This window comes from Paenibacillus sp. J22FR5, from assembly GCF_059691975.1.
Genome location: NZ_JCAUAN010000007.1, coordinates 72181 through 96160, shown reverse-complemented (window position 1 = coordinate 96160; position 23980 = coordinate 72181). Strand labels below are relative to the sequence as shown.

The window sequence follows — 23980 nt, the reverse complement described above, 5'->3', positions numbered from 1 at the left end:
GGGACAAAACGATGGGGACGTTTTTCGAGAAAAACTGGTTTAAGCTAGCACTAGGTGCGATATTAATCGCGATGATTGCATCCTTTGCTTATAAATTATGGGCGAACGGCAGTAAGCCTGATGAAAGGCTTACTGCCATGAAGGCAGCGCCTTCGTTTACTCTTCAGGATTTAGACGGTAAAACCGTTTCTTCCGAGAGTATGAATGGTAAAGTACGACTCGTGTATTTTTTCTATTCCTTTTGTCCGGATGTGTGCTTGCCGACTAGCTTCTTGATTTCACAAGTACAGGATGAGTTGAAGAAAAAGGATTTACTTGGATCCAAAGCAGAAATTCTATCGATCACGGTGGATCCCACTAGGGATACGGCTGAGGTGTTAAAAGCATTTGGAAATCGCTTCGAATCGAAGCCGATTCCAGGCGGATGGACGTTCCTCCGAGGTGAGGAAGCGAAGGTTCATAAGCTTGCAGAGGACTTCGGAATCATGGTCATCAAAGAGAAGGACGGCAATTTCTCGCATTCCAATGCGATATTGCTGGTGGATCCGAAAGGTCAGCTAAGAAATTATTATGATGCGAGCAATCCAGAGTTGGATGCGGATCATATCGTCAAGGATGTTGTAACCCTCTCTAAAGGGAAATAATTCATATGTATTATTCATAAGCAGGGTTGGGCGCAGGGTAGATAATATACGCGTCCAATCCTGCTTTTTCTAATTGCTGAATGATGTACTCTTCAGGGGTTCCTTCTACACCGGCATAGCCTTTTCTCGTATAGATCTGGTCGGCATCAGGAAATGTATCACTTAACAAACTGCGGATTTTTTTGCCTGAAGCGTCATTGTCAGTGAAAATATAAACGGGTAAATCGCCCACTTTTTTGCGCAGCGCATCGAGGGTGATTGAACTGGGAGTTCCGAACGTACAATGGATGATGACTGTATCGTCAACCACACGTTTTAAGCGGCTTTTGTCATTTTTACCTTCAACAATAATAGCAATGGACATGGGATCACCTGCATTCCTTTTTAGAGTAGTATACCCCGTTTGGAGCAGCGATCCAAGTTTCTTGAAGCCAGGTTATTTCCTGGGAAATGACAGATATTTACAGCGAGTGGTAGCAAATAAACACGAAAAACGACCTGATGGGTATCAGGCCGTTTCAATGAATCCAATTATGAAGTTATTACTGGTGATTTGAACGTACGAAGTGGTAGCAGCGATAGAGCCAGCATGAGAACGAAAAATGCGATAAAGTACGACGAAATATGATCGCGCAGCTGGCCAGCCATCATCGGGCCGATAAAGGCGCCAACGGAGTAGGAGATGGAAAGCAGTGAAAAAACCCGCCCATAGCGAGAGCTGCTCGTTATACTGGCAAGTAATGCAGCAAGAGCCGGGTAAATGACACCTTTGGCCATTCCAATGAAGAAAAGGGAGAATGTGAGTGGGATTGGCCATTGCACGGCTAAACCGAAGAAAACGGCTGCTAGCGCAATGCTTCCGCATATCGTCCGGATAAAGGGAGATATTTTGTTCAAAAACCAAAAGGAGATACTAAGCAGCGCGCCTAAGCTAACTAACGTGAAAAAGACGCCAGACGTAAGGATCGACTCTCGGGCTGACTTCATCAGAGGAAGCTCAAAGAATAAAATCCCTTGTGAGCAGGAGAGTGCCATGGGGATAAGGAAAAAGAGCCATGGTATGGAGACCCCGTCGGAAATATCGTTATCATTTTGCGTTAGATTGTGACCATGAGGATCTAAGACAGCGGCTTGGCCTGCTAGTTTCCCTTGTTGAGCTAAGAGTTCCTTCTCCTTGACGCCGAAGATGGCAAGAATTCCTGTGATAATAAGGACCCAGCCTAAGACGGAAAAAGCGGTCGTAAAACCGATTTTGGCCACTAGCACAGCTCCAGCTGCAGGAGAGACTACGGATGCAAGTGTGTGAACGAGGCCATTTCCTGCCATGAGCTTGCTCTGATGAATGCGATCGCGCGCAATGCGTGCGAGCAAAGTTAAACAAGCCGGCGATAGGAAGGCAAGTACGAATCCGCTGATCGAGCGAATGTAAAGCAGATGCCAGGGATCTTTGACGTTCGATTGAAAAAGTAGGATGATCCCTGCTACAATCAAACTAAAGACGATGAACATTTTGCTGCCGTATTTGTCCACACCGTAGCCTGCGATGAGATTGCCAGGCAGATGTGTAAGCGAGTATACGCCCATGATGAGCCCTATGAAAGAGGGAGCAGCTCCCAGTGATAAGGCGAAAGGGGATAAAATCGGGTACTGCGCGTGTAAATCAAAGAAAGCAACAAACATAAATAAGTACAACCATATAGCTGTTCGCATGGTCTCACCACCTCGATCATTTAGTCTTGAAATATAAGTAAGGTTAGGTTTCACCCTATGCAATGCTTATATTTTTGGATAACTCACTCGTCCTTGTAGGACGGCGTAGCCGTTTATTGTATCTCTTCTTAAGTTTTACGCCGCTCGTCCCACGGATATGACCTTTCCTCACAAATGACACAATTTCGTACGTAGGAGGGATTATGGACCCTATTGTTTTTATATTATTAGCCGCAGTCTGTATTTTTCTAGTTTTTCGGTTAAGGCAGTCCTATCGCAGAACAGGAAAAAGCGTCGATAAAACCAAAGAAATTGAGCAGAAGCTAGCCCAATTAAGGAAAAAAAGAGATGAAGAGTAAGGAGTCCCTGTAGTATGATAGGAAAGGACTTTTGGATAATGAGGAGGGGTTAAGATGGATCAGTGGATTTCGTTTGCACAAGATCGTTGGTATTTAATTGTAGGGGCTATTATCGTTCTTTTTATTGTGATTGGGATTGTTAAAACCGTGGTAAAATGGATACTTGTCCTTGCCATCGTTGGAGCACTTCTCGTTTATGGAGCCAACTATAAGGATAAAATAAAGGATATTGGGGCAAGTGTTATATCCCAAGTTAGCGATGATATCAAGGATAAAGCCGTGAGCGCTTTGACGTCCGAGGCCAAAGAAGCGAAATTTAAGGCTAACCCAGACGGTTCCTTTTTGATTACGACGAAAAGCTTGAAGGTGGAAGGAAAGACAGGATCGGACGAAGTTCAAGTCACCTTTCTCGGAAAATCATTTAAAATGAATGCCAATGCTGCTGTGAATGCGTTCATTGAACAAGCGAAGAAAAATGCCTAGCCATAAGCTGGATTAGCCTATCAAAGGAAGGTGAGTGCACATGACGGATATATCCTGGCTTCCAACCACTTCAATCAATCTCATATCCATCTTGATCGTCCTCACTATTGCGGCTTCGGTGCTGCAAGGCTTTTTCCGTGGAGGCTCAGGCTCAGCTAGACACTTCGTTGCGATGCTGGTGGAAGCTGTGATTGCGATCTTGTCCATGTTCTTCGCATGGAAAGGGGTTCAATTGATTTCGCCATGGATACAAACGTGGTTAAAGGAACAGAATTTGCAGATTCCAGCGGTGGAAATAAGTGCGCTCAAACAAGCGTACTATACAGTCATCACAAGTCTGCGTGATTTTCCTCTACTCCGTTTCGGGGTTTTATTTATCCTTGGCTATGTTGTGATCAAACAAATCTTGAACAACCTAGTTGATTTATTGCTGGGGCGTTGGCTGGCAGAACGATATGCCGATCCGAATCGGAGCAAATCCTTGCTGAGTTCCGTTTCAGGCGGAGCAATTGGTTCCATAGCCGGATTTGTCAGAGCACTTATGCTAATCGCCATTTTGTTCATTTATGTTTCACTCTTCCCGCACTCGATGTTTACCCCTTATATTGAGTCCTCTCATATGTATCAAAAAGGAGCTCAAGAAGTGATTTCTCCATTCACTGGAGATTTTATTGCGGAGAAGGCGCCAGTTTTCACGCGTGCGGTTGAGCAGGAATTCACGAATATTTTACAGCGGAAATATGAAGTTCTCGATGCGAAAATTCCAGGTAACATTTCAGATGCAGCTAAGGAAATTACCGCTAAAGGGAAGACAGATGAAGAGAAGGCGAAACTGCTGTATACCTGGGTAGGCAGCCGAGTCAAGTATGATTGGGATAAGGTTAAGATGTATGAAGAGCAACGGATTTGGAAGGAGCAAACACCGGAGGATACGTTCAATACCCGTGAGGGGGTATGCATTGATTACTCCAGGCTGTATGCGCAGATGGCCAGATCTGTCGGGCTTGATGTGAAGGTTGTGACGGGACTAGGGTACGATGGACAAGGTGGATATGGTCCCCACGCTTGGAATGAAGTATATCTCAAAGAGACCAACAGTTGGGTGCCTCTGGATTCAACGTGGGTTGCAAGCGGAGCGAATTGGTTTAATCCGCCGAATTTTGATCAAACGCACGTGAGAGACGTGTAGATTCAACAAATTTCAAACCTGGGAGACGAGATGCGAAAAGAATTAAAGTCTTATAAGATGATTTACCTGGATGCAGGTGACACCTTAGTTACAATTCCCGCAGCACAAACGATTCTAAAGCAATACTTGCAATTGCGTTCTGTTGACCGTGACGAAGCTCATATTCATGAACTTTTTACAGAGGCTTTTCGTCTATTTTATTATGTGGAGAAAAAAGATAACTTCGTGGTGTGCAGTCCTGAGTCAGATCGCGAATTCTGGGTAAACCTATATCACTATGTACTCCATAAGCTCGGTGTTCATGAAGATTGGACAGCGGAAGAGATTTTCAATTGCTGTCACGAGCTATATGAAATTTTCACTGCACCTGAGTATTATGATTTATTCGATGATGTGAAGCCATTTCTGGAAGAGCTCCGGAACCAAGGATTCCGTATCGGTATCATCTCTAATTTTGCTCCCACATTGAAAGCCATTTTGGCGGACAAAGGGGTTTTACATTATTTTGACCCCGTACTCGTATCAACAGAAGTTGGCTTGGAGAAGCCCGACCCTGCTATATTTAAGCTAGCTTTACAAATGGCGGGTGTTCAGGCAGAAGATGTTCTGTATATTGGGGATCATGAGACCAACGATATTTGGGCCCCTAATCAAGTAGGTATCGATGCTGTTCGTATAATCCGTTATCCGTATCACAAGGGTGAGGGGATTCGTTCCCTGCTTGAGCTGTTTCAGCTGCCTGCCGGAGATGTACGACCTAAGTGAGAAAGGATATGAACCCGCATGAAGTCATCCATTATGGATGATCCGAAGAAAAAAGAAATCACAAAAAAACGGCACTTTTCGTTTCGGATCAATATATTTTTCTTCGTTACATTTATACTGTTTTCTGTGTTAATTGTGAGGTTGGCGATTCTGCAATTTGTTCAAGCCAAGGATCTGAAGGCGGCAGAGAATACCAATACGAATCAAACGAACAAGATCGCACCAATTCGCGGTAACATCTATGACTCAACAAAGTCCCCGCTGGCGTATACGATTCCCGTGCAGTCCTTGTTTTTCCGTATTGAGCCAGGTCAGCAGGATAAGGATGCCATTATTGAATTGGCTAAAAGGTTAAAGACCGATGTATTTGATAAATTCGCCAAACCGAATACGGTTAGTCCTACCCCTGAAGAGATCGTACTTGCGATGGATTTGGGTTACGACATTAATAAGAATAAAGTGAAAGACCCGAGCTATTACTATGTACCTCGTCGGATTAAAGCGGATTTATCCAATGGTGAAATTGCTTATTTGCTCGAACACCGAGATGAATTCAAGTGGCTGGAAGTGACGGAGGAAAGTATCCGTACCTACGAAATGGACGATGACAACAAGACGACAATTGCGACGCAATTAGTCGGTTATACGAATGCATTTTCAACTCAAACAGCGAAAGATATCTATAAGGATAATCCGAATAGTGAAGAATATTTAAGCAACGAGAATGTCGGGTTCGATGGGATCGAGCGGATGTATCAGGATGAGCTGCGCGGAAAGAATGGCAGTAAGAAATATCCGGTGAATGCCGCGATGAAAATCATTGGAAGAGCAGAAGTCACTGCCCCGATTAAGGGGAATAATCTGTACCTATCGATCAACAAGGACATTCAGAAGACGACGGAGAAAATGCTGCAGGATCATATCCAATATCTCCGCGATCCTTCTCATGCGAATGATTTGTATATGAAAACGGGAATGAAAGCTTCTTCCGCCTTCGCAGTTGCCATGGAAGTAGATACAGGCCGCATCGTCACGATGGCCAATTATCCGGATTATGATGCGAATGTGTGGACCGGCGGTATTTCGCCAAGTATTTATAAAGACATTAGTACCTTTATTTCGAATGGTACGATTATGACGGCTAAATCGAAGTTTCCGGATGAGAAAGAGAATGCCAAGCATCCTTCTTCCATTGTTTTCATGGGATCGACGATTAAACCACTGTCGGTGTTGATTGGTCTGAAAGAGAAACTCTTTACAGCCGGTCAGACCTATTACGATTCAGGAACATTCACCTTCGGTAAGGATGGTAACAGTGCCATTTCTAACTCGGGTAAAGCCTCCTATGGCTCTATAAATGCAGCGCAAGCGATTGAACACTCTTCAAATACCTATATGTCAGCGATGGTAGGGATACCCTTCTGGTCCAAATACGGGAGAGAAAGTTCGAAAGTAACGGCTAAATGGGCAGAGTATCTCGCGAAGTTCGGCATGGGTGTGAAAACGGGAAGCGGGTTGCCTGGCGAATTCGCAGGATCGAATGACTTTATCAAAAATGCGGAGAAAGACAGTTATCAATCAGCAATGGTATATGCATCATGGGGACAGAATGAGAAGACGACAACGCTTCAGTTAGCACAATATACAGCTACATTAGCTAGTCGTGGTAAACGAATGAAGCCTTTGTTTGTCGATGAAATTAGAGATTATCAGGGCGAATTAGTGAAAAAGATTGAACCTGAGGTCCTTGAAGATTCATCAGCTGAATTCTCACAAGCGGATTGGAATACGATTATCCATGGGATGAAAAGTGGCGCTGAAGGTATCGAAGAATTACCATTCAATGTTGCACGTAAGACAGGTACATCCACACAGGTAGTGGCCGGTGGATCCGTAGAGAATGCGGTACTTATCGCCTTCGCTCCAGTTGAGAATCCGAAACTGGCTGTTGCGGTCGTTGTACCGGAGGGGGGATTCGGACGTTACGGGGCATCCCCGATTGCGGCGAAAATCTTCCAGGCGTATGACGCGGCGAATGATGGTATTTTAACGAAGCTAGGCGGCGGGAAGAAGCCTTGGTAATGAAGGAGAAGGGAGCTTGCTGCGGCAAGCTCTTTTTTTTGACTCGCCAGAAATTAGTCTGGGTAAGATGAGTATCCTCCTTTACCACTTAGGAACGTATAAAGAGGGGAATGAATGGCGCAGAGTGGAGTGGAGTTCGCTACCCCAGCACCCCAGCCTAAGAAACGAAAGAGAACTCGATTGTTTCTCTGTGTTTTTTGGCTTCATGCACCAGTTACGTCATAGCTGCATACCATATCTCAAGGGTAGGTACTTGCTTTACCCTAAATGTTGCCTTGGGTCAACTTTTGTGTGCGAAGGAAAGGTGGTCGAACCTCATGAAAAAAAGCCGGTTATCTGCTTCTTTAAAACGACTTCTCATTTCCATCATTTTTCTATAGGATTCAGCCATTCTCGTACGCTCATGGTATTTCCAGAATGACGGGCTGATATGGTATACTAATATATCGGTTGTCCAAGAGAAAGAATGATGAGAGTACGGAGGAGTGAGTCTCACCATGTGTGGTATTACGGGTGTTATGTATTTTGAAGATAGAGAGCCAACTGAGGCTAGCTTGCAGCAAATGACGGATGTGATTGTGCATCGGGGGCCTAATGATGTCGGCTTCTGGACAGAGAATCGCATTGGATTAGGATTTAGACGATTATCAGTTATCGATATCAAAGAAGGCCATCAGCCGTTAACGAATGAAGATGAAACCGTGTGGATTATTTTCAACGGTGAAATTTATAATTACAAAGAGCTGCGCACGATGTTGAAGGAACGCGGTCATATTTTCCGCACGCAGAGTGATACAGAGGTCATCGTCCATCTTTATGAGGAATTCGGCGAGGATTGTGTGAAGCACATGCGTGGTATGTTTGGCTTTGTGATCTGGGACCGTAAGAAGAAGCAGCTGTTCGGAGCGAGAGATCACTTCGGCATTAAGCCGTTTTATTATCATGTCAGTGACCGTCAATTCTTGTTCGGCTCGGAAATCAAGAGCTTGCTTGCGGCGGATGGCATGAATCGGTTGATCCATACGGACAGCTTGCTTAATTATTTGACCTTTCAATATGTACCAGAGCCGAATACCATGTTCCAAGGCATCTTTAAGCTGCCGCCGGCTCATTCGGTTAAAATCACCTTTGACGGTGAGATGACGATACATAAGTATTGGGATCCGATGTTTGAACCGGAAGAGAAACCATTTGACTATTATGTGGAGCAAATCCGTGAAGGTTTAAAAGATTCAGTCAAGCTCCACATGGTCAGTGATGTGGAACGCGGTTGTTTCTTGTCGAGCGGGATCGACTCCACGGCCATTGCTACGCATATGCGGAATATCGAACCGATCCGCACGTTCTCCGTTGGCTTCGAAGGCGCCAACAACGAGACGCCGATCGCGGCTCAGACCGCTGCGACGCTCGGGACAGAGCACTACGACAAAATCATCACGCAGGATGATTTCTTCGCGACCATGCCGAAGGCGATCTGGCACCAGGACGAGCCTGTCGCCGATCCTTCGGCCATTGCACTCTACCACGTGGCGCAGCTTGCGCGTGAGCACGTGACGGTGGTGCTGTCCGGCGAAGGCGCGGACGAGCTGTTCGGCGGCTATCGCATTTACCGTGAGCCGCAATCGCTCAAGCCGCTGGATCAGCTGCCGACTGCGGTGAAGCGCATGCTGAACCGCTTCGCACGCATCCTGCCAAGCGGAGTGAAGGGCCGCAATTATGTGTTGCGGGGGACGACTCCGCTGGAAGAACGCTTCCTCGGAAACGCCAAAATCTTCTCCGAGGATATGAAAGCCGAAGTGCTGCGTCTCGATAGCGAGATGCTGCGCGCATACAAAAATCCCGTGCAAATCGCAGGCGATTACTATAACAAAACGAAACATCTGGATCCAGTTAGCCGGATGCAATACATCGACATGAATTTGTGGATGCCTGGCGATATTTTGATGAAAGCTGACAAAATGACGATGGCACATTCCCTGGAACTGCGCGTTCCTTTCCTGGATAAAGAGCTGTTCGAAGTGGCTCGCCGCATTCCAGCGAAATATCGCATTGCGAATGGGACAACGAAATACATTTTCCGTAAAGCGATGGAAGGGATCATTCCAGATCCGATTCTTAACCGTCCGAAGCTTGGCTTCCCAGTGCCCCTGCGCGATTGGATGAAAGGCGCCATGGGAGACATGGTCATGGAGCAAATCAAATCCAGCGGAATCGAAGATTACATTGACATCCCAGCGGCCCAGAAAATGCTGAATAAGCATAGGAATGGTCATGGGGACTATGCACGACGCTTATGGACCCTCTATATCTTCGCGCTTTGGCACAAAACCTTCATGGAAGAGCTGCCTAAGAAAGTGCTAACAGCTTACTAGGTCAAGAGGCCGGATGACAGCATAGAGACTGGAGTTGACGAAAGTGGGAACCTTTAAATTAATCGCCCTCGATATGGATGGCACGTTATTGAACGAAGATAAGAAAATATCCGATGAGAATCAGGCTGCGATACGGGAAGCAACTTCACAGGGAAAAGTAGTGATCATGTCCACAGGGCGCGGGGCAGTAAGTGCTATGCCTTACATCAAGGAACTAGGGCTCTCAACTCCGCTCGTTGTGGTAAACGGCAGTGAGGTTTGGGCTTCGCCAGAAACGTTACTGAAAAGAACACTAGTACCGATTGAAACGATTCGCGATTTGCATAAGCTTGCTGTGGAGAATGACTGTTGGTGGTGGGCGTATTCGGTGGAAGGTGTGTTCAATCGGGAAAGTGAAGCATTGGATATCAACCAGCATGAATGGCTTAAATTCGGCTATTTCACAGAAAATGCGGAAAAATTACAGAGAATTCGCGATGTGGTGACGAGTTGGGGGACGCTTGAAATCACCAACTCTCATCCATCGAACCTGGAGATGAATCCGCTCGGCATCTCTAAAGCTAGCGGTGTGGAAGCTGTGTGTGAGCTTCTGGGTATTTCCATGTCCGAGGTTATCGCTATGGGTGATAGTGAGAATGATATTGCGATGATTCGTGAAGCAGGACTTGGCGTAGCCATGGGGAACGCACAGGATGAAGTGAAGCGAATCGCCGATGTAACGACAGTTACTAACAATGAGCATGCTGTCGCACAAGTCATTCGCACCTACATGCTTGCCTAAGTGAGAGCAAAGCATCACATTCTCATATGAATGGAGGACGTAACTGAGCATGATTACCTTAGGTTGGATTGTCGTTATTCTTTTATTTGTTGTCGGAATGGTTGGTGCTGTGTACCCCATACTGCCAGGTGTCCTGGCGATTTATGGTGCTTTTTTCATCTATGGCTGGCTGATTAGTTGGGAGCCATTTGGCTTCTGGTTCTGGTCGATCCAAACCTTGATCGTCATCATAATTATCGTGGCGGACTATGCCGTTAGTGCGTTAGGGGTCAAAAAATTCGGAGGATCCAGAGCTGCAATTATCGGTAGTACGATTGGTCTAATTATAGGTCCCTTCGTGATTCCAGCTTTCGGGATCATCCTAGGTCCGTTCATTGGAGCTGTATTGGGTGAATTAATTATTGGAACCTCATGGCAAGATGCAGTACGTGCAGGAATTGGTTCTGTGCTCGGTTTTTTTGCTAGTTCTGTTGTGAAAATTGCTTTGCAGCTGGCCATGATTATCATCTTCTTCCTCTGGGTCTTTTGAGGCACAGAAGGACGTTTGTAAACTGTAAGAGAGAGAAGGAACGGACTTGACGAAGGTAACCAAAGATTCCCTTGTAAAAGGGACGCTCATTCTCACCGTGGCCGCGCTTGTAGCGCGGTTTCTCGGCGTTTTCCAGCGTATACCGCTGGTGCATTTGCTTCATGAGAAAGGAATGGGCAGTTATTCCATCGCTTTTAACCTATATTCCATCCTGCTTGTGATCGCAACAGCGGGTATTCCGAGTGCATTAAGTAAAATGGTTGCCGAGAAAAACGCGATCGGTCGACCTCATGAAGCGCAAAGAATCTATCGGGCTGCGATTTGGTTCGCTGTCGTTGCTGGGGCACTAATGACGTTGCTCTTGTATGTTTTCGCACCTATTTATGCGGAAAATATTTCACACGGTGGACCGGATGCTACGCTAGCTACAAGAGCGATCGCACCAGCAATGCTATTCTTCCCGCTTATTGCGATCATGCGGGGGTATTTCCAAGGCCGACAACATATGATGCCGAACGGTATTTCGCAGGTCGTGGAACAAATATTCCGATTGATCACATCCATTGCACTTGCGTATTTCTTGCTCAATATCTCCCTTGGTTGGGGTGTGGCGGGCGCTTCCTTTGGAGGTGTTGTCGGGGGGATTGCTGCACTTGCCGTGATGCTGTATTACGCCAGGAAGCTTAAACGAAATGATGCACAAACGCGCCAATCAGTTACAGCCGCATCGCAAGCCGCGGCAGAGCAGATCGGAGCCACAACGACTGGAGATCTGCCTGCTGAAATGTTCAGGTATCGGGATATTTACCGAAGCTTATTGAAGCTTTCAATCCCAATTGTCGTGTTCTCGGTCACGGTAACGCTCGTGTATGCCATCGATACTTCTATGATTATTCCACTTCTGGAAGATTCAATCGGAGCAAAGGAAGCCCTAGGCTTAGTAGGGATCATCGGCGGACGCGCACAATCGCTCGCGGGGATTCCCATCATTTTGGCCATCGCCTTGAGTCAATCGGTTGTGCCTATTATTTCTGCTGCATACTCACGCAAAGATCTGAAAGCAGTAGGATTGCAGACAACACGTGTGCTCCAACTCGCTATTCTCTCAGGCCTCCCTGCGGTGCTGATGATCAGTATTGCGGCTAGGCCGCTCGACTTCTTCCTGTTCGGCTATGAGGATTCGGCCTATGGTATTGCTCATGGACCGGCGATGATATCCTTGCTGACGGCAGGGGCCATGTTTCAGATTGTCATGCAGACCTCAGGGGCTGTTCTCATGGGCATGGGGCGGATGAAGCCATTGATGGTACATGTAGCTGTCGGAATCGCAATCAAGCTGCTAGGGAGCTTCTTGCTGGGCCAATGGTTCGGCATCTATGGCATTATTATCTCTACAGGGCTATGCTTCATTGCGATGTCATGGCTGAACCTTCGCTCGCTTCGTAAGGAAGTTACGTTCACGATTCTCGGGCGCCGTTTGGGTGGGCTTATTTTTACGATCATCGTCATCGGTGTTCTTGGCTTCGCAGCCGAGTGGTTGACGCACACCTATGTGCTCCCATCGCCGTGGTTCCGTTTGAATCAAGGCATTCAAGCCACGCTGATTTGCGGAATTACGGTGGCTTTGTACCCGATCATGCTCATGCTAACGCGTGTGGTGACGAAGGATGATGTGAAAAGCTTTCCGTCACCGGTTCAGAAGCTTATTGGTAAAGTGAGCCGTGTAATGAAACGTTCTTAGGAAATAATGTCCTTCAGGGAATGAATTTCTTGATCGTTTGCGCGCCAATAACAGCTAATTCAATTTTGCTCAGCCCCAGGCACATATCTTGTGTCAAATCGAAAGCAACCGGCACAGGAATGGATCGCAGATGCTTTAGCGGTTCCTCCACACTGGTAAACCAATCTCCTCGTTCTACCGGCGCTAGCGGCCTGTCAGGCCACGCCGAGCGAAGAGGAGGACTATAGAACGGCGCTGCTCCTTTTTTAAGGCTGTAGCCATCAAGCCTCTCCTGATACTTGCGATCAGGAGGGGTTTTTCGTATGGGGGCGTACAGATGAGGCCAATAATCGGAACGCGATCCTGTATGGGGAGTGGAGGAAGCAAATGCAAGGACTCCTTGAAGCACGCCAGGAACCCTAAACAGGATCGCGTACAAGCCCTTGCCGAATTCGACGCGTTCATCGAGATTCGTGAAGCTTTCTAGAATAAGGCCAGCGAGATGCGGTTGAGGCGGTGACGCCTCAGGTGAGCCGGATCGAAACGGGAATCCGACTTGATTGAGCTGCAGCCAGGCTTGCGTTTTGAACTGTGGTGTCTCTAAAACAGTTTGTTGGTAGGTCGGATTTTGAACGATGCGCTCCTCGATGTAATGCTGTTCATTGACAATCAATCCGATCGTAAGGAGAGCGGCATCCTGATAGAGCCAGAAATCCTGCCAGATCGGGAGCATCCAAGCGGAAATATGCAAATGCGGAAGAAGATGAAATAAACTCTGCTTCCTCCGTTTGCTTTCGGCATATAACAGCAATTGGGGGTAAACATCCTGGAAAATAAGAGCATTTGCACGCTCAAGAAAGGCGAATACATGGCCCGTAGCCTCGTTATTTAACAAATGTGGCAGCAATTCCCCGCGTAGATCGGTCATACACCAGCCTCCGTTACGAGAGACCATGTGGGCTAATAAAGCCCAATGCAGCTCTGGAAAGTCGCGATAACACGACCAGTAAGCCTGTGTGCGAGTCACATTATTACGGTTGTCTAACTGAGTCTGGGCGACAATCCGCCCCAGAATTTGTTGTTCCACAGCAGTGGGAGGAGGAAAAGTAACGCCTCCTTGCTGTAAAGCTAGCTGCTGCTGTACAGCCTTTTCTATTCTTGCTATCGCATGGGGGGGAATATCTAATTTTGCAGGCGTATACTCCTGATGAACTAGCTCGGAGGCAGTAATGAACTTAGCGGCTTGCTGTTTGACAAGCTGAACAATCGCGCCAGGCAGTCCTCTCATCTTGCTATAAAATCCGTTATTATTCTCGTGTTCCATTGGAAGTTTTACTTTCATCATGGCCTCCTTACTTGCGCCAAATCCATCCTTCTATTATTTGCGCGAGAGCTTACGGGTATGTCTAAGGTTTGGAATAAATGTGTAGTGATCGTCCGGTTCAATTTAATCTTGACATAGAAAGTGTATGAGTAGTATAGTACACACAGAGTGTATGAACCACATAGTACATACACTAATTATATCCAGTTTTACCTAGAAAGGGATATAGGAGATGGGTAGATGAACATAACGTTTAATAATCGCGATCCCGTTTATCTGCAGGTTGTCCGGTACTTCAAGGAGGAAATGGCCACAGGACGGATCCAAGGTGGGCAAGAAATCCCATCAAGACGAGAGCTTGCTGGGCTGCTCCAGATTAATCCGAACACTGCGCAAAAGGCTTATAAAGAGATGGAGGAGCAGAAGTTGATCACAACTGCAGGTAATTCCCCGAGTCGGATAACGACGGATAAGCACATTTTAAATGCCATTCGTGAAGAACTCATTCAGGAAGCAGTTGGTGTATTCGTTCAATCCATTAGCAAGATTGGACTACCAACCGATGAACTGTTGCGTTTTGTTAAGGAGAAGTATGAGGCAGAACGTGGGAAGGAGGTTTCGGAATGATCGAAGTGGATGGACTCGTTAAGCGTTACGGCCGAAAAAATGTGTTGGATAAGGTTAGCTTTACCGCGGAGAAAGGGCAAATCACTTGCTTGATCGGGATTAACGGTGTGGGTAAATCAACAATTATGAAAGCCATTATGGGGCTGACCCCCATTCATGGTGGTGAGATTCGTATGGATGGTCTCCCCCTCACTACCAAAACTTATGAGAAGGTTGTATTCATTCCAGACACCTTGACGATGCCCTCTCATATGAAAATAAGGGAAGCCATGCAGTTTATGAAGGATTTCTATGGCAACTGGAACGAAGCTAGGGCAGAAGAGTTATTGACCTTTTTCAAATTGAATGCGGAGGACCGACTATCCAGCTTGTCGAAAGGAAACTCGGCGAAAGCGAATCTGTTGATTGGACTTTCCTTGGATGCTGACTATTTGCTAATGGACGAGCCCTTCTCAGGTATCGACATGTTCAGTCGCGAACAAATTACAGGTGTATTTACAAGTCATTTGATGGAGGACCGCGGTGTTCTGATTACGACCCACGAAATTCAAGATATTGAGCATTTAATTGATAAGGTTGTTTTGCTGGATCAAGGTCAGGTTAGGAAGCAGTTTTATCCGGAGGAAATGCGTTCCAAAGAAGGTAAGTCCGTCGTGGATGTCATGAGAGAGGTGTATGTGACATGAAATACTATGGCAAGCTGTTGAACTGGGAAGTCGTGCGGTTTAGTAAGTTCTATGGTGCCTTGGCACTGCTATTATTGGTATCCCAATTTGCCGGTATATGGCTCACATCGATTTCATTTCTTAGTGATGTTCATGACTGGATGGACAGAAACGGTGGGACGGAGGCACAATATGCGGAAAGATTTCCGAAAGCAAGTCTTTCTAATATGTACAACTCGGTTTGGTTCGAAGGCGTCATTAGTTTATGTGCGATTGTACTCGTCCTCTACATTTTTATGATCTGGTATAAGGAATGGTTCGGTCGTAATACCTTTGCCTACCGACTTCTTATGCTGCCAACATCGCGTATGAACGTCTATTTGGCTAAATTAAGTGCGATCGTGCTGTTTGTTTTTGGCTTTGTCGCCTTGCAGCTAGTGATTATTCCACTTCAACTGACGAGCTTTCTAGCCATGATTCCAGCCGAGCTTCGACAAGCGGTATCTTTAGGCGAGCTAATCCGGAATGATTCCTTGCTGAATTTATTTCTCCCAACCTACTTTATGGAGTTTATTTTGTATTACGGCGTAGGTATTATGGGCGTTACTGTGGTGTTTACAGGGATACTTCTGGAACGAAGCTATCGATGGAGAGGCATTGTTGCAGGTGTTCTTTATAGTGCAGTCGCTTTATTTCTAATCATCGCGCCACATGGCATCAATGAACTATGGATTTCTTTCTCCTTATTTTCGAGTGAAATTTTGTTGTTGCAAATATGTATAGGTATCGTCATTATGGCTATTTCATTAGGCCTCAGTGCATATTTACTGCGCAAAAAAATAACGGTGTAAGTTAGGATAGTGATTGTGATAGCTTTCTGAAGACAATGCTATGGAGGTGATCTTGTGCACATCAAACGATACTGGCTGCTTATCGTGCTGATACCTTTTTGTGTGATAGCCATGGGTACGTACTATGTGTCAGGAGCTGGCGACCAGAAGCCGGATTATGTTTTGAAAACGATCAAAGGACAGGACAGCGATGGAGCAGGTTTGCAGGTTCAAGGTCAAATAAATGGTAAAACGATCAGAATTTCTACGCAGGGAAGCGAGTCGGAATCCGATCAACTATCGTATTTCGAGAGACTCGATGCGCAATTTTATTATCAGGATGAATTGAACAAGCTCTTCAAGGAGAATCGCTCTTTTATGCGAGGGAAGAGCGATGTGAACGCCTTTTACGAGGATGACAAGATGCTTGCTTATGTAGCTGCGGATCATCCGAATGTTTCTTCTAAGGTACAATCGGATCTCCTCACGATTTCGGTGAAGGGGAAAGCAGGGAAAGCAAACTCAAGCTTCGAGATTCGTGCAGATAAGAAAACGGATGAAGTGATACGGATTTATGATGTTCAGGTCAAAGATCCCATCATGAAGGTGCTTGTGAACCGTCAGCAGAGAGAAGATGGGTTACATCCACAGTATAAGGATGCAGGATATGATATCTATACCATAGACTTAGCGAACCAGAAGCTGTTGAAACGTGAAGAAATCATGCCATCTGCCACACAAGGGAATACCAATCGAACAAGCACAACGTATGTGTGGGCAAGTGATATTCTTGGGCCAAATGGGTATGCCATCTTCGATCGGTCTGAAAATCGTATTACAGATAAAAAAGAGAGTGAAACCGAAAAGAGAGATGAAGGGTTAGTAAATCGGGAGCTGCTTGTTTATGATCTATGGAAGGAACAATTGAAAACCATTCAGAATGAACCTTTGCATAACTTTTTGATGGAAGATCACCAGATGGGGGTTTCGATCCGGTATACAAATTCAGAGTTATCATTGATTTCGATCTCTGAAACAGCAGAATCACGCGTAATGAGTATAAACGTGGCCGAAAATAAAGTGATAAGTGATGTGAAGCTTGCGCTCCAGTCTATCCAAAAGGAATGGGGCAGAGCGAATTGGACTCTGCTAGATAAGAATCGATTACATGTATTAATGTTCGACGGTCGACACAACCCATCGATAGCAACTGTTGAGCTGCAGACGGGGAACATCATCTATCAGGCTGAGGTTCAACGGAAAGATCATGATGGCATCAGCAATGTGAGTGTGTACGGCATAAATTTAAAGAAATAACACAGATGAATAACCCCTAAATCCCCCTGATCACAATGATCAGGGGTTGTTTGTATGCCATAAATGGGGGGAAGTACCGAGAGTAATATCCAATTTTAGGTAAAGTTTTACGCATACTATATCTTATTGCAAGAGTGGTTAGTGGGGTGATTCATATCCGAGTGCGAAATTCGCCTGAAACATCCGTCTGTAAACCAAAGAAGAGAAAAGGACGGTTACGCAAAGCCAATTATGTGTCAAAAACATACTTCTACTACGCCATCTCCGATGGAGACAAGCGTTGCTATACAGAAGCAGATCGTACCAAGGGGTACGGAGTGCAATCCATTCCTTGCCCTAAAACGGTTACCTTCTCACAAGTTTTTGTCAATGGCGTTCTTCAGCCCAGCACACTTTATCAGATAAGTAAAGGTTCTTTGACATTGACTTCAGCGGATATTCCCGAAAATGGTGTCCCTATCATCCTACAATGTGTGCGTATCTATAAAAGATGATAGGGAAGGGGGTGAAATAAATGGCAGCTTCACTTATTAAACTTTTTGTGACAGCTTCATCATCCGCTCCAACAGCATCTGGAGGAACCGTAACAACATCAGTTGATCCAAATGTCACGAGATACGTTGCAGTGCTTACCGGAGGCATGATAACAACGGATACGACCATTCCGGCAGCTAGCTTTTCTGATGATAATGGAGATCCCATTGGAGCACTTCCTACTGTACCGACAAATGGTTATATCAATGTGTTTGTCAATGGTGTTTTGCAAGAAGCGGGTCTTTCTACATTAACAACGGCATCATTAGTGTTAGATACGACTTCTGCAGTAGCAGGCACTCCTGTTGTTCTCGAAGTTGTTGATTTCTCAACGACAAGCTCCACGATTACCGTAGAACCAACCATTTCTGCTCCCACGATTACAATTACAGTATAAAACAAAGAAAAACATCTTACAGGGCTAATGCCTTGTAAGATGTTTTTTGTCATTTCTCCGAGTCTTCATTCGTTTGTTGAGCGGCACTTGCCTTTGGAAGTCGTCCCGAACGGATGAGCGCTTCGCGGAGTAGATATTCAATATGTCCGTTAACACTTCGGAACTCATCCTCTGCCCACTGCTCCAAAGCTTGGTACAGCTTCGGATCTAATCGAAGCGGAAAATTTTTCTTGGCAGCCATAACCGGCTCCGTTAATACAACGTGCCGGTATTGATGACCGGACTCGCTGATCGATCAGATACAATCGCAACAAGGAGATTGTTGATCATGGCCGCTTTGCGCTCCTCATCAAGCTGCAATCCCTTGGCTTCCAACTGCTCGACAGCCAGTTGAACCATGCCAACAGCACCTTCAACAATAATTTGGCGTGCTGATAAAATGGCAGAAGCTTGCTGACGCTGCAGCATGGCACTGGCAATTTCCGTAGAGTAGGCAAGATGAGTCAGTCGAGACTCAATCACCTCAACACCGGCAACGGAAAGACGATGCTGAAGCTCTGTACTAAGCTCTGCCGCTACTTCATCGGCATTCCCTCTTAATGAATAGCCTTCCGTTTCGAAGCGGTCATACGGATACTTGCTTGCTACATGACGAAGCGCAGTCTCACTTTGGATTTCAACGAATTTCTCATAACTGTCTACATCGAACAGCGCTTTATACGTATCAACAACTTTAAAAACGATAACAGCAGCAATTTCAATCGGGTTACCCTCGATATCATTCACTTTTAATTTCACACTGTTAAAATTACGAACCCGCAACGAAATTTTCTTACGTGTAGAAAAGGGAACAACGAGCCAGAGACCACTCTTGCGAATCGTGCCCAGATAGCTTCCGAAAAAAGTAATCACCGATGCCTCATTCGGTTGAACGACGGTGATCGTCGATACGGAGATAATACCCACAACAATCAAAATGAAACCAATTACAAAGTTCTCTTGGGTTAAGCCGTAAATCCCTAACCCGAAAGCGGCGAGAAATAAGAGTAATCCGATAAATCCATTCAATGACCAAGCTTTTGTTTCTTTCATACATGTAAAACCTCCCCATATAAATATTATTTTGATATTTATATGATATCACTTTTTACTTTAATTGTAAATTGTCGATACGGAAATAATAGGGCCAAACAGCACAACGCTTGACACCCTTTTTCCCGCATGCTATAAGAGAGTAAATTCCTGAAGTGATGAGGTGTCCCTATATGCGTAAAGTTTCAACAGAACAACAATTCCAGGAACAAATTTCGCAATCAGGTGTGACGATTGCTATTTTTAAGACAACATGGTGTAAGGATTGCCATTATATTGATCCTTTTATGCCTTCGGTGGAGCAAGCCTACGAAGGTCGTCTCACATTCATTGAATTGGATCGCGATGAATTCCCTGATCTTTGCGAGCAATTAAACATCTTAGGTATTCCAAGCTTTATTGCTTTCCGAGGCGGCCAAGAGCTTGTTCGTTTCGTCAGTAAGCTGCGTAAAACACGGGAAGAAATTGAGCAATTTCTAAATCGTGCCCTTGAAGTATCGAATGCATTAGCGCCTTAGTATGGTAAGCGCTTATGTACACCGTCGTCGGATCACATCCGATGTCGGTGTTTTTTATTTGATGCGAAGCATCGTTAATACGGGTAATAGGCTCGGAAACCGAGCCTAAGCACTTATCCCGATTTACTTACCGAATAAATACCTCTCCGCTGCACAAACTATACTGTTGGAGAGCTCCAGAAGATGGCCGATTCGCTGTGGTTTCGGAGCTTTGTAACATTTGCGAATGGAAATGCCTTCATATTACAGCTATAATTGAAATCGGAACAACTGCATTCGACAAGATCCTCAGTAGATATGACATAAAGTAGGTGCAATCATGCAAAAATGGATACAAAGATTAGCTAATTTATCCGCCATCGGTATGTTTCTTATTCTTGCTATGGGTGCCTTAGTGACCAAGGCTGATGCAGGTCGAGGCTGTGGAGATGAATGGCCGTTGTGCCATGGTAAATTCATTCCGGCGCATACCATTTCTTCTTTTATCGAGTATAGTCATCGCTTAGTTGTTGGAATTGTGACACTCATTCTTGTGGCAACCTTTGTCTTAGTTTTTCGCTATGTTAAACGAAGAGATGCTAAATTCTTTATCACAGCAACTGTGGTCATGACACTGATTCAAGCAGCCATGGGCGCTTTGGCCGTCGTTTGGCCGCAATCCTCTCTTGTTTTGGCACTCCATTTCGGATTATCCTTACTCGCATTCGCATTTTCCCTGCTGCTTGCTCTTGTGTTTACACCATGGGGACAATATGAGCGGAATACGCAGATTCACAAAAGCTTTAAAGTAATCGTTTGGTTTACCGCCATTTACAGCTATGTGGTTGTCTATCTAGGGGCATTCGTTCGACATACCGTTTCCTCAGGTGGCTGCTCGGGCTGGCCTTTATGCAATGGCGAAGTGATTCCAGAGCTCAGCGGCGCAACGGGCATTGTGTTTACCCATCGAATTGCTGCCTTGCTGCTGTTTATCTGTATTTTATTTCTGTATCTCCAAGCACGACGCCATTATCAGAGTACAGACAAGCTGTGGTTTGGCAGCAAATGGGCACTCATCCTCGTATCGCTGCAAGTCATTAGCGGAGCAGTAGTAACCTGGTCAATGGGAAATGAAGTGGCGTATTTATTTACAGGCATGATTCATGCCATTATTGTGGCTTGTATGTTTGGGTTCCTATGTTATTTATGTGTGCTTACCCTATATGACCGCAAAGCTTAGCAGCTGACTGCGGCACAAGAAGGCCTTCTGACGGAAGGCCATTTCCTTTTTCATCCTCATACAGTTAAAGGTGGAAATTCCTATGGTACCAACGAATTTACGAGCGTTTCTTGAGATTTTGCGCCGCGAAAATGAAGTAATTGAAATATCAGCTCCGGTTGACCCGAATCTCGAGCTTGCGGAAATACATCGCCGTGTGATCGATGAGCAAGGACCTGCTTTGCTTTTCACGAATGTAAAAGGGAGCAGCTTCCCAGTTGTAACGAACCTGTTTGGGACAACAAGACGTGTTGATCTAGCTTTCGGTCCGAAACCGGAGCAATTCATGAAAGCGGTTATCAACGCAACAAGCACGTTGTTGCCGCCGACGCCCAAAGCGCTGTGGGGCGAAAGAGGCCTCATCCTCGACCTGATGAAGGTGGGGACGAAGAAGATCCAACCGAATCAAGCGCCGATTCTCGGCGGCTTGAAGCAGGACAATCCGCTCGCAGGACTGCCTGTCCTGACGAGCTGGCAAGAAGATGGCGGCCCGTTCGTCACGCTGCCGCTCGTATACACCGAGCATCCCGATGGCGGTCATCATAACCTAGGCATGTATCGCATGCAGGTGTATGATGACCTCACGACCGGGATGCACTGGCAAATACATAAAGGCGGCGGCTTCCATTATCACGAAGCCGAGAAGCGCAACCAGGCGCTGCCCGTCACCGTATTCCTTGGCGGCCCGCCAGCGCTCATCGCCTCGGCGATTGCGCCGGTGCCCGAGCACTTGCCCGAGCTGATGCTCGCTTCGCTCATCCTCGGGCAGAAGCTGCCCATGGTGGAGAACCCCCATGGGGGGCACCGCCTCGTGGCCGAGGCGGAGTTCGCGATATGCGGCTCCGTACCGCCGCATTTGAGACGCCCGGAAGGGCCGTTCGGCGACCACTTCGGGTATTACTCACTCACCCATGATTTCCCCGTTTTGGGCGTGAACCATGTGTGGCACCGCAAAGACGCGATCTATCCGGCGACGATCGTCGGCAAGCCCCGCCAGGAGGATTACTTCCTTGGCGAATTCCTGCAAAGACTGCTGGAACCTGCGTTCCCAATGGCGATGCCAGGGGTGAAAGACCTGTGGACGTATGCCGAGACCGGGTTCCACCCGCTCGCAGCCGCCGTCGTCCGCGAAAGCTACAGCCGTGAGGCGCTCGGCACGGCGTTCCGTATTCTCGGTGAGGGACAGCTATCCCTCACGAAGTTCCTGATCGTGACGGATCAGCCTACGACCTTAGCCAACTTCTCTAAGCTACTAGAGAATGTATTGGAACGATTCGATCCTGCTCGGGATCTGTTTATATTTAATAAAACGTCGCATGATACGCTGGATTATACCGGTGGTCAGCTCAACCATGGCTCGAAAGCGGTACTGCTTGGCACGGGTGGCCCTGTACGCGAGCTACCGAGGGCGTACACCGAAGGCGAGCTGCCAGAGATCCATGATATCGCTGTGTACTGCGGCGGCTGTCTGCTCGTCTCTGGCGCATCCTATGCGGCTGAGCCTGAACTGCCGCAGCGATTGCTTGCCAATGCGGCTAGCCGCTTGAAGCAATGGCCGATGGTCATACTTGTCGATGATGCCAGCGGCATTGCCAATGATCAAACGAAATTCTTATGGACGGTGTTCACACGCTTTAACCCTGCAAGTGATATGTATGCGCAGTCTAGCGTGAACCGTCATCATATCGCTTACGAAGTTCCGATTGTGATTGACGCTCGAATGAAACCTGGTTATCCGGATGAGTTATTCCCACGGGAAGATATTGTCGAACTGGTTGATCGCAGATGGAAGGAATATTTCGCGTGATGAATCGAGGGCGTATGCGAGCGATTTACCCGCATCTCGGATTCGTGCTTGTTTACCTGCTTTGGGGGATTAACTTAGCCTCTCTCAAAATCGGGGGCAGAGAATGGGACAGTCTGGTCTTTAATGGCCTGCGCTTTGCGAGTATGATTCCGATTCTGTGGGTCTATACTTACTTCTATTATCGTTCACGATCGCTTCGCTTCCAGATTGCCGGTCGAGATCTGCTGCTTATCTGTGGATTAGGGATACTCAATGCAGTAGGGATGGAAGCCCTGCTGCAGTACGCTTTGCAGTTCTCCAACGCGGCTAATGGCGCTGTGCTTGGTCGCGGCTTTATGCCAGTCATTACAGTGCTTATCGCCGTCATTGCCGGTCAGGTGAAGGTTACTTGGCGTATCCTGATCGGTATTCCTTTGGCGCTGGCTAGTGTCATTCTCATTGTCTCTGGGGGAGCCGAGGGCTTTCACTTAGGCAGTGACACATTTCGAGGCGATATTCTGCTGTTGATGCGAAGCTTCATGGGGGCCATTTATCTCATTGGCATGAATCGACTCGTCGTGAAATATCCGCTTCCGATCTTAATCTCGCTTGAAATGACAGCAGGAGCCATTTCTTTATTACCGTTTGTTCTCATACGCGCGGATGGTGCCTATCTCGCAGCCATCTCCCAGACAGGCTGGATTAGCTTAATCTATACCTCATTGCTGGCCACAGCGGTTGGTTTTTCCCTGCATAATTGGAGTTTGGCGAAGCTAGGACCTTTCAAATCATCGGCCTATGGCTACTTGCTCCCAGTTACAGCTGCGATAGGAGGCTTCTTTCTCCTCGATGAGTCGATCTCATGGAGTCAGTGTCTAGGAGGCGTCGGCGTATTGGCCGCTATGTATTTCTTACAGCGTGATCGGACATCTGCGTCGAAGATCGCACCCATGCCTACGACGACGGCCCAAATATTAACGAAGTAACAGATTATCAGA

Annotated in this window: 25 protein-coding genes; 20 read left to right on the top strand and 5 right to left on the bottom strand. The window is 46.5% G+C overall.

Annotation, left to right across the window (positions count from 1 at the left end):
* Positions 1–11: 11 nt before the first annotated feature.
* Positions 12–644, top strand: coding sequence for an SCO family protein (locus AC58P7_RS12435; RefSeq protein WP_497343211.1), 633 nt, complete (start codon positions 12–14; stop codon positions 642–644).
* 10 nt (positions 645–654) lie between these two features.
* Here AC58P7_RS12435 and AC58P7_RS12430 read toward each other — a convergent pair whose 3' ends face one another.
* Both AC58P7_RS12430 and AC58P7_RS12425 read right to left on the bottom strand, forming a co-directional pair.
* Positions 655–1008, bottom strand: a complete 354-nt coding sequence (locus AC58P7_RS12430) for a ribonuclease M5 (protein ID WP_497343209.1) — start codon at positions 1006–1008, stop codon at positions 655–657.
* 167 nt (positions 1009–1175) lie between these two features.
* Positions 1176–2354: an MFS transporter gene (locus AC58P7_RS12425; RefSeq protein WP_497343207.1), complete on the bottom strand. Its 1179-nt coding sequence runs from the start codon at positions 2352–2354 to the stop codon at positions 1176–1178.
* A gap of 203 nt (positions 2355–2557) precedes the next feature.
* On the opposite strand from AC58P7_RS12425, the gene AC58P7_RS12420 reads away from it, so the two are divergent.
* From AC58P7_RS12420 to AC58P7_RS12380, 9 genes are all read left to right on the top strand, one after another.
* Complete coding sequence (locus tag AC58P7_RS12420) at positions 2558–2713, top strand: hypothetical protein (RefSeq protein ID WP_497343205.1); 156 nt, start codon at positions 2558–2560, stop codon at positions 2711–2713.
* Positions 2714–2767: 54 nt separating this feature from the next.
* Entirely contained in the window at positions 2768–3196 is a 429-nt protein-coding gene (locus tag AC58P7_RS12415; RefSeq protein WP_497343203.1) for a hypothetical protein, read from the top strand.
* Positions 3197–3236: 40 nt separating this feature from the next.
* Entirely contained in the window at positions 3237–4385 is a 1149-nt protein-coding gene (locus tag AC58P7_RS12410; RefSeq protein ID WP_497343202.1) for a transglutaminase domain-containing protein, read from the top strand.
* 30 nt (positions 4386–4415) lie between these two features.
* The gene (locus AC58P7_RS12405) at positions 4416–5150 is read left to right on the top strand and encodes an HAD-IA family hydrolase (RefSeq protein ID WP_497343200.1); all 735 of its coding nucleotides are present in this window, start codon (positions 4416–4418) and stop codon (positions 5148–5150) included.
* Between the two features lie 18 nt (positions 5151–5168).
* Positions 5169–7232 carry a peptidoglycan D,D-transpeptidase FtsI family protein gene (locus tag AC58P7_RS12400; RefSeq protein ID WP_497343198.1) on the top strand — a complete coding sequence of 688 codons (2064 nt, stop codon included), beginning with the start codon at positions 5169–5171 and terminating at the stop codon, positions 7230–7232.
* A gap of 497 nt (positions 7233–7729) precedes the next feature.
* Entirely contained in the window at positions 7730–9604 is a 1875-nt protein-coding gene (gene asnB / locus AC58P7_RS12395; protein WP_497343196.1) for an asparagine synthase (glutamine-hydrolyzing), read from the top strand.
* A gap of 43 nt (positions 9605–9647) precedes the next feature.
* Complete coding sequence (locus AC58P7_RS12390) at positions 9648–10385, top strand: Cof-type HAD-IIB family hydrolase (RefSeq protein ID WP_497343194.1); 738 nt, start codon at positions 9648–9650, stop codon at positions 10383–10385.
* A 49-nt stretch (positions 10386–10434) separates the two neighbouring features.
* Positions 10435–10914: a DUF456 domain-containing protein gene (locus AC58P7_RS12385; protein ID WP_497343192.1), complete on the top strand. Its 480-nt coding sequence runs from the start codon at positions 10435–10437 to the stop codon at positions 10912–10914.
* A gap of 46 nt (positions 10915–10960) precedes the next feature.
* A complete protein-coding gene (locus tag AC58P7_RS12380) occupies positions 10961–12655 on the top strand; it encodes a putative polysaccharide biosynthesis protein (RefSeq protein ID WP_497343190.1) in 1695 nt (564 codons plus the stop codon).
* A 13-nt stretch (positions 12656–12668) separates the two neighbouring features.
* On the opposite strand, the gene AC58P7_RS12375 is transcribed toward AC58P7_RS12380, so the two are convergent.
* A complete protein-coding gene (locus AC58P7_RS12375; protein WP_497343188.1) occupies positions 12669–13976 on the bottom strand; it encodes a DUF2515 family protein in 1308 nt (435 codons plus the stop codon).
* Between the two features lie 222 nt (positions 13977–14198).
* On the opposite strand from AC58P7_RS12375, the gene AC58P7_RS12370 reads away from it, so the two are divergent.
* From AC58P7_RS12370 to AC58P7_RS12345, 6 genes are all read left to right on the top strand, one after another.
* Complete coding sequence (locus AC58P7_RS12370; protein ID WP_497343186.1) at positions 14199–14585, top strand: GntR family transcriptional regulator; 387 nt, start codon at positions 14199–14201, stop codon at positions 14583–14585.
* Entirely contained in the window at positions 14582–15271 is a 690-nt protein-coding gene (locus AC58P7_RS12365; RefSeq protein WP_497343184.1) for an ABC transporter ATP-binding protein, read from the top strand. Before AC58P7_RS12370 ends, AC58P7_RS12365 begins: the two co-directional genes overlap by 4 nt.
* Positions 15268–16101 carry a hypothetical protein gene (locus AC58P7_RS12360; RefSeq protein WP_497343182.1) on the top strand — a complete coding sequence of 278 codons (834 nt, stop codon included), beginning with the start codon at positions 15268–15270 and terminating at the stop codon, positions 16099–16101. Before AC58P7_RS12365 ends, AC58P7_RS12360 begins: the two co-directional genes overlap by 4 nt.
* Positions 16102–16155: 54 nt before the next feature.
* Positions 16156–17397: a hypothetical protein gene (locus AC58P7_RS12355; RefSeq protein ID WP_497343180.1), complete on the top strand. Its 1242-nt coding sequence runs from the start codon at positions 16156–16158 to the stop codon at positions 17395–17397.
* Between the two features lie 134 nt (positions 17398–17531).
* Positions 17532–17891, top strand: a complete 360-nt coding sequence (locus tag AC58P7_RS12350) for a DUF4183 domain-containing protein (RefSeq protein ID WP_497343178.1) — start codon at positions 17532–17534, stop codon at positions 17889–17891.
* Positions 17892–17911: 20 nt separating this feature from the next.
* Entirely contained in the window at positions 17912–18328 is a 417-nt protein-coding gene (locus AC58P7_RS12345; RefSeq protein WP_497343176.1) for a DUF4183 domain-containing protein, read from the top strand.
* A 49-nt stretch (positions 18329–18377) separates the two neighbouring features.
* Here the strand turns inward: AC58P7_RS12345 and AC58P7_RS12340 are convergent, their stop codons facing one another.
* On the bottom strand, positions 18378–18569 hold the full coding sequence (locus AC58P7_RS12340; RefSeq protein WP_497343174.1) for a type II toxin-antitoxin system antitoxin: 192 nt from the start codon (positions 18567–18569) through the stop codon (positions 18378–18380).
* An 11-nt stretch (positions 18570–18580) separates the two neighbouring features.
* Positions 18581–19420, bottom strand: a complete 840-nt coding sequence (locus AC58P7_RS12335) for an SPFH domain-containing protein (RefSeq protein ID WP_497343172.1) — start codon at positions 19418–19420, stop codon at positions 18581–18583.
* Between the two features lie 173 nt (positions 19421–19593).
* Here AC58P7_RS12335 and AC58P7_RS12330 point away from each other — a divergent pair, with 173 nt between their 5' ends.
* From AC58P7_RS12330 to AC58P7_RS12315, 4 genes are all read left to right on the top strand, one after another.
* Positions 19594–19938 carry a thioredoxin family protein gene (locus AC58P7_RS12330; protein ID WP_497343170.1) on the top strand — a complete coding sequence of 115 codons (345 nt, stop codon included), beginning with the start codon at positions 19594–19596 and terminating at the stop codon, positions 19936–19938.
* A 319-nt stretch (positions 19939–20257) separates the two neighbouring features.
* Complete coding sequence (locus tag AC58P7_RS12325) at positions 20258–21157, top strand: COX15/CtaA family protein (RefSeq protein WP_497343168.1); 900 nt, start codon at positions 20258–20260, stop codon at positions 21155–21157.
* An 82-nt stretch (positions 21158–21239) separates the two neighbouring features.
* On the top strand, positions 21240–23003 hold the full coding sequence (locus AC58P7_RS12320; protein WP_497343433.1) for a UbiD family decarboxylase: 1764 nt from the start codon (positions 21240–21242) through the stop codon (positions 23001–23003).
* The gene (locus tag AC58P7_RS12315) at positions 23003–23968 is read left to right on the top strand and encodes a DMT family transporter (protein ID WP_497343167.1); all 966 of its coding nucleotides are present in this window, start codon (positions 23003–23005) and stop codon (positions 23966–23968) included. The genes AC58P7_RS12320 and AC58P7_RS12315 overlap by 1 nt, the downstream gene beginning before the upstream one ends.
* Positions 23969–23980: the final 12 nt, after the last annotated feature.

Bases quoted from the DNA above. Each gene is read 5' to 3' on its own strand.
- AC58P7_RS12435 (WP_497343211.1), top strand. From the start codon at position 12: ATGGGGACGTTTTTCGAGAAAAACTGGTTTAAGCTAGCACTAGGTGCG.
- AC58P7_RS12430 (WP_497343209.1), bottom strand. From the start codon at position 1,008: ATGTCCATTGCTATTATTGTTGAAGGTAAAAATGACAAAAGCCGCTTA.
- AC58P7_RS12425 (WP_497343207.1), bottom strand. From the start codon at position 2,354: ATGCGAACAGCTATATGGTTGTACTTATTTATGTTTGTTGCTTTCTTT.
- AC58P7_RS12420 (WP_497343205.1), top strand. From the start codon at position 2,558: ATGGACCCTATTGTTTTTATATTATTAGCCGCAGTCTGTATTTTTCTA.
- AC58P7_RS12415 (WP_497343203.1), top strand. From the start codon at position 2,768: ATGGATCAGTGGATTTCGTTTGCACAAGATCGTTGGTATTTAATTGTA.
- AC58P7_RS12410 (WP_497343202.1), top strand. From the start codon at position 3,237: ATGACGGATATATCCTGGCTTCCAACCACTTCAATCAATCTCATATCC.
- AC58P7_RS12405 (WP_497343200.1), top strand. From the start codon at position 4,416: ATGCGAAAAGAATTAAAGTCTTATAAGATGATTTACCTGGATGCAGGT.
- AC58P7_RS12400 (WP_497343198.1), top strand. From the start codon at position 5,169: ATGAAGTCATCCATTATGGATGATCCGAAGAAAAAAGAAATCACAAAA.
- asnB (WP_497343196.1), top strand. From the start codon at position 7,730: ATGTGTGGTATTACGGGTGTTATGTATTTTGAAGATAGAGAGCCAACT.
- AC58P7_RS12385 (WP_497343192.1), top strand. From the start codon at position 10,435: ATGATTACCTTAGGTTGGATTGTCGTTATTCTTTTATTTGTTGTCGGA.
- AC58P7_RS12375 (WP_497343188.1), bottom strand. From the start codon at position 13,976: ATGAAAGTAAAACTTCCAATGGAACACGAGAATAATAACGGATTTTAT.
- AC58P7_RS12370 (WP_497343186.1), top strand. From the start codon at position 14,199: ATGAACATAACGTTTAATAATCGCGATCCCGTTTATCTGCAGGTTGTC.
- AC58P7_RS12365 (WP_497343184.1), top strand. From the start codon at position 14,582: ATGATCGAAGTGGATGGACTCGTTAAGCGTTACGGCCGAAAAAATGTG.
- AC58P7_RS12360 (WP_497343182.1), top strand. From the start codon at position 15,268: ATGAAATACTATGGCAAGCTGTTGAACTGGGAAGTCGTGCGGTTTAGT.
- AC58P7_RS12345 (WP_497343176.1), top strand. From the start codon at position 17,912: ATGGCAGCTTCACTTATTAAACTTTTTGTGACAGCTTCATCATCCGCT.
- AC58P7_RS12340 (WP_497343174.1), bottom strand. From the start codon at position 18,569: ATGGCTGCCAAGAAAAATTTTCCGCTTCGATTAGATCCGAAGCTGTAC.
- AC58P7_RS12335 (WP_497343172.1), bottom strand. From the start codon at position 19,420: ATGAAAGAAACAAAAGCTTGGTCATTGAATGGATTTATCGGATTACTC.
- AC58P7_RS12330 (WP_497343170.1), top strand. From the start codon at position 19,594: ATGCGTAAAGTTTCAACAGAACAACAATTCCAGGAACAAATTTCGCAA.
- AC58P7_RS12325 (WP_497343168.1), top strand. From the start codon at position 20,258: ATGCAAAAATGGATACAAAGATTAGCTAATTTATCCGCCATCGGTATG.
- AC58P7_RS12320 (WP_497343433.1), top strand. From the start codon at position 21,240: ATGGTACCAACGAATTTACGAGCGTTTCTTGAGATTTTGCGCCGCGAA.
- AC58P7_RS12315 (WP_497343167.1), top strand. From the start codon at position 23,003: ATGAATCGAGGGCGTATGCGAGCGATTTACCCGCATCTCGGATTCGTG.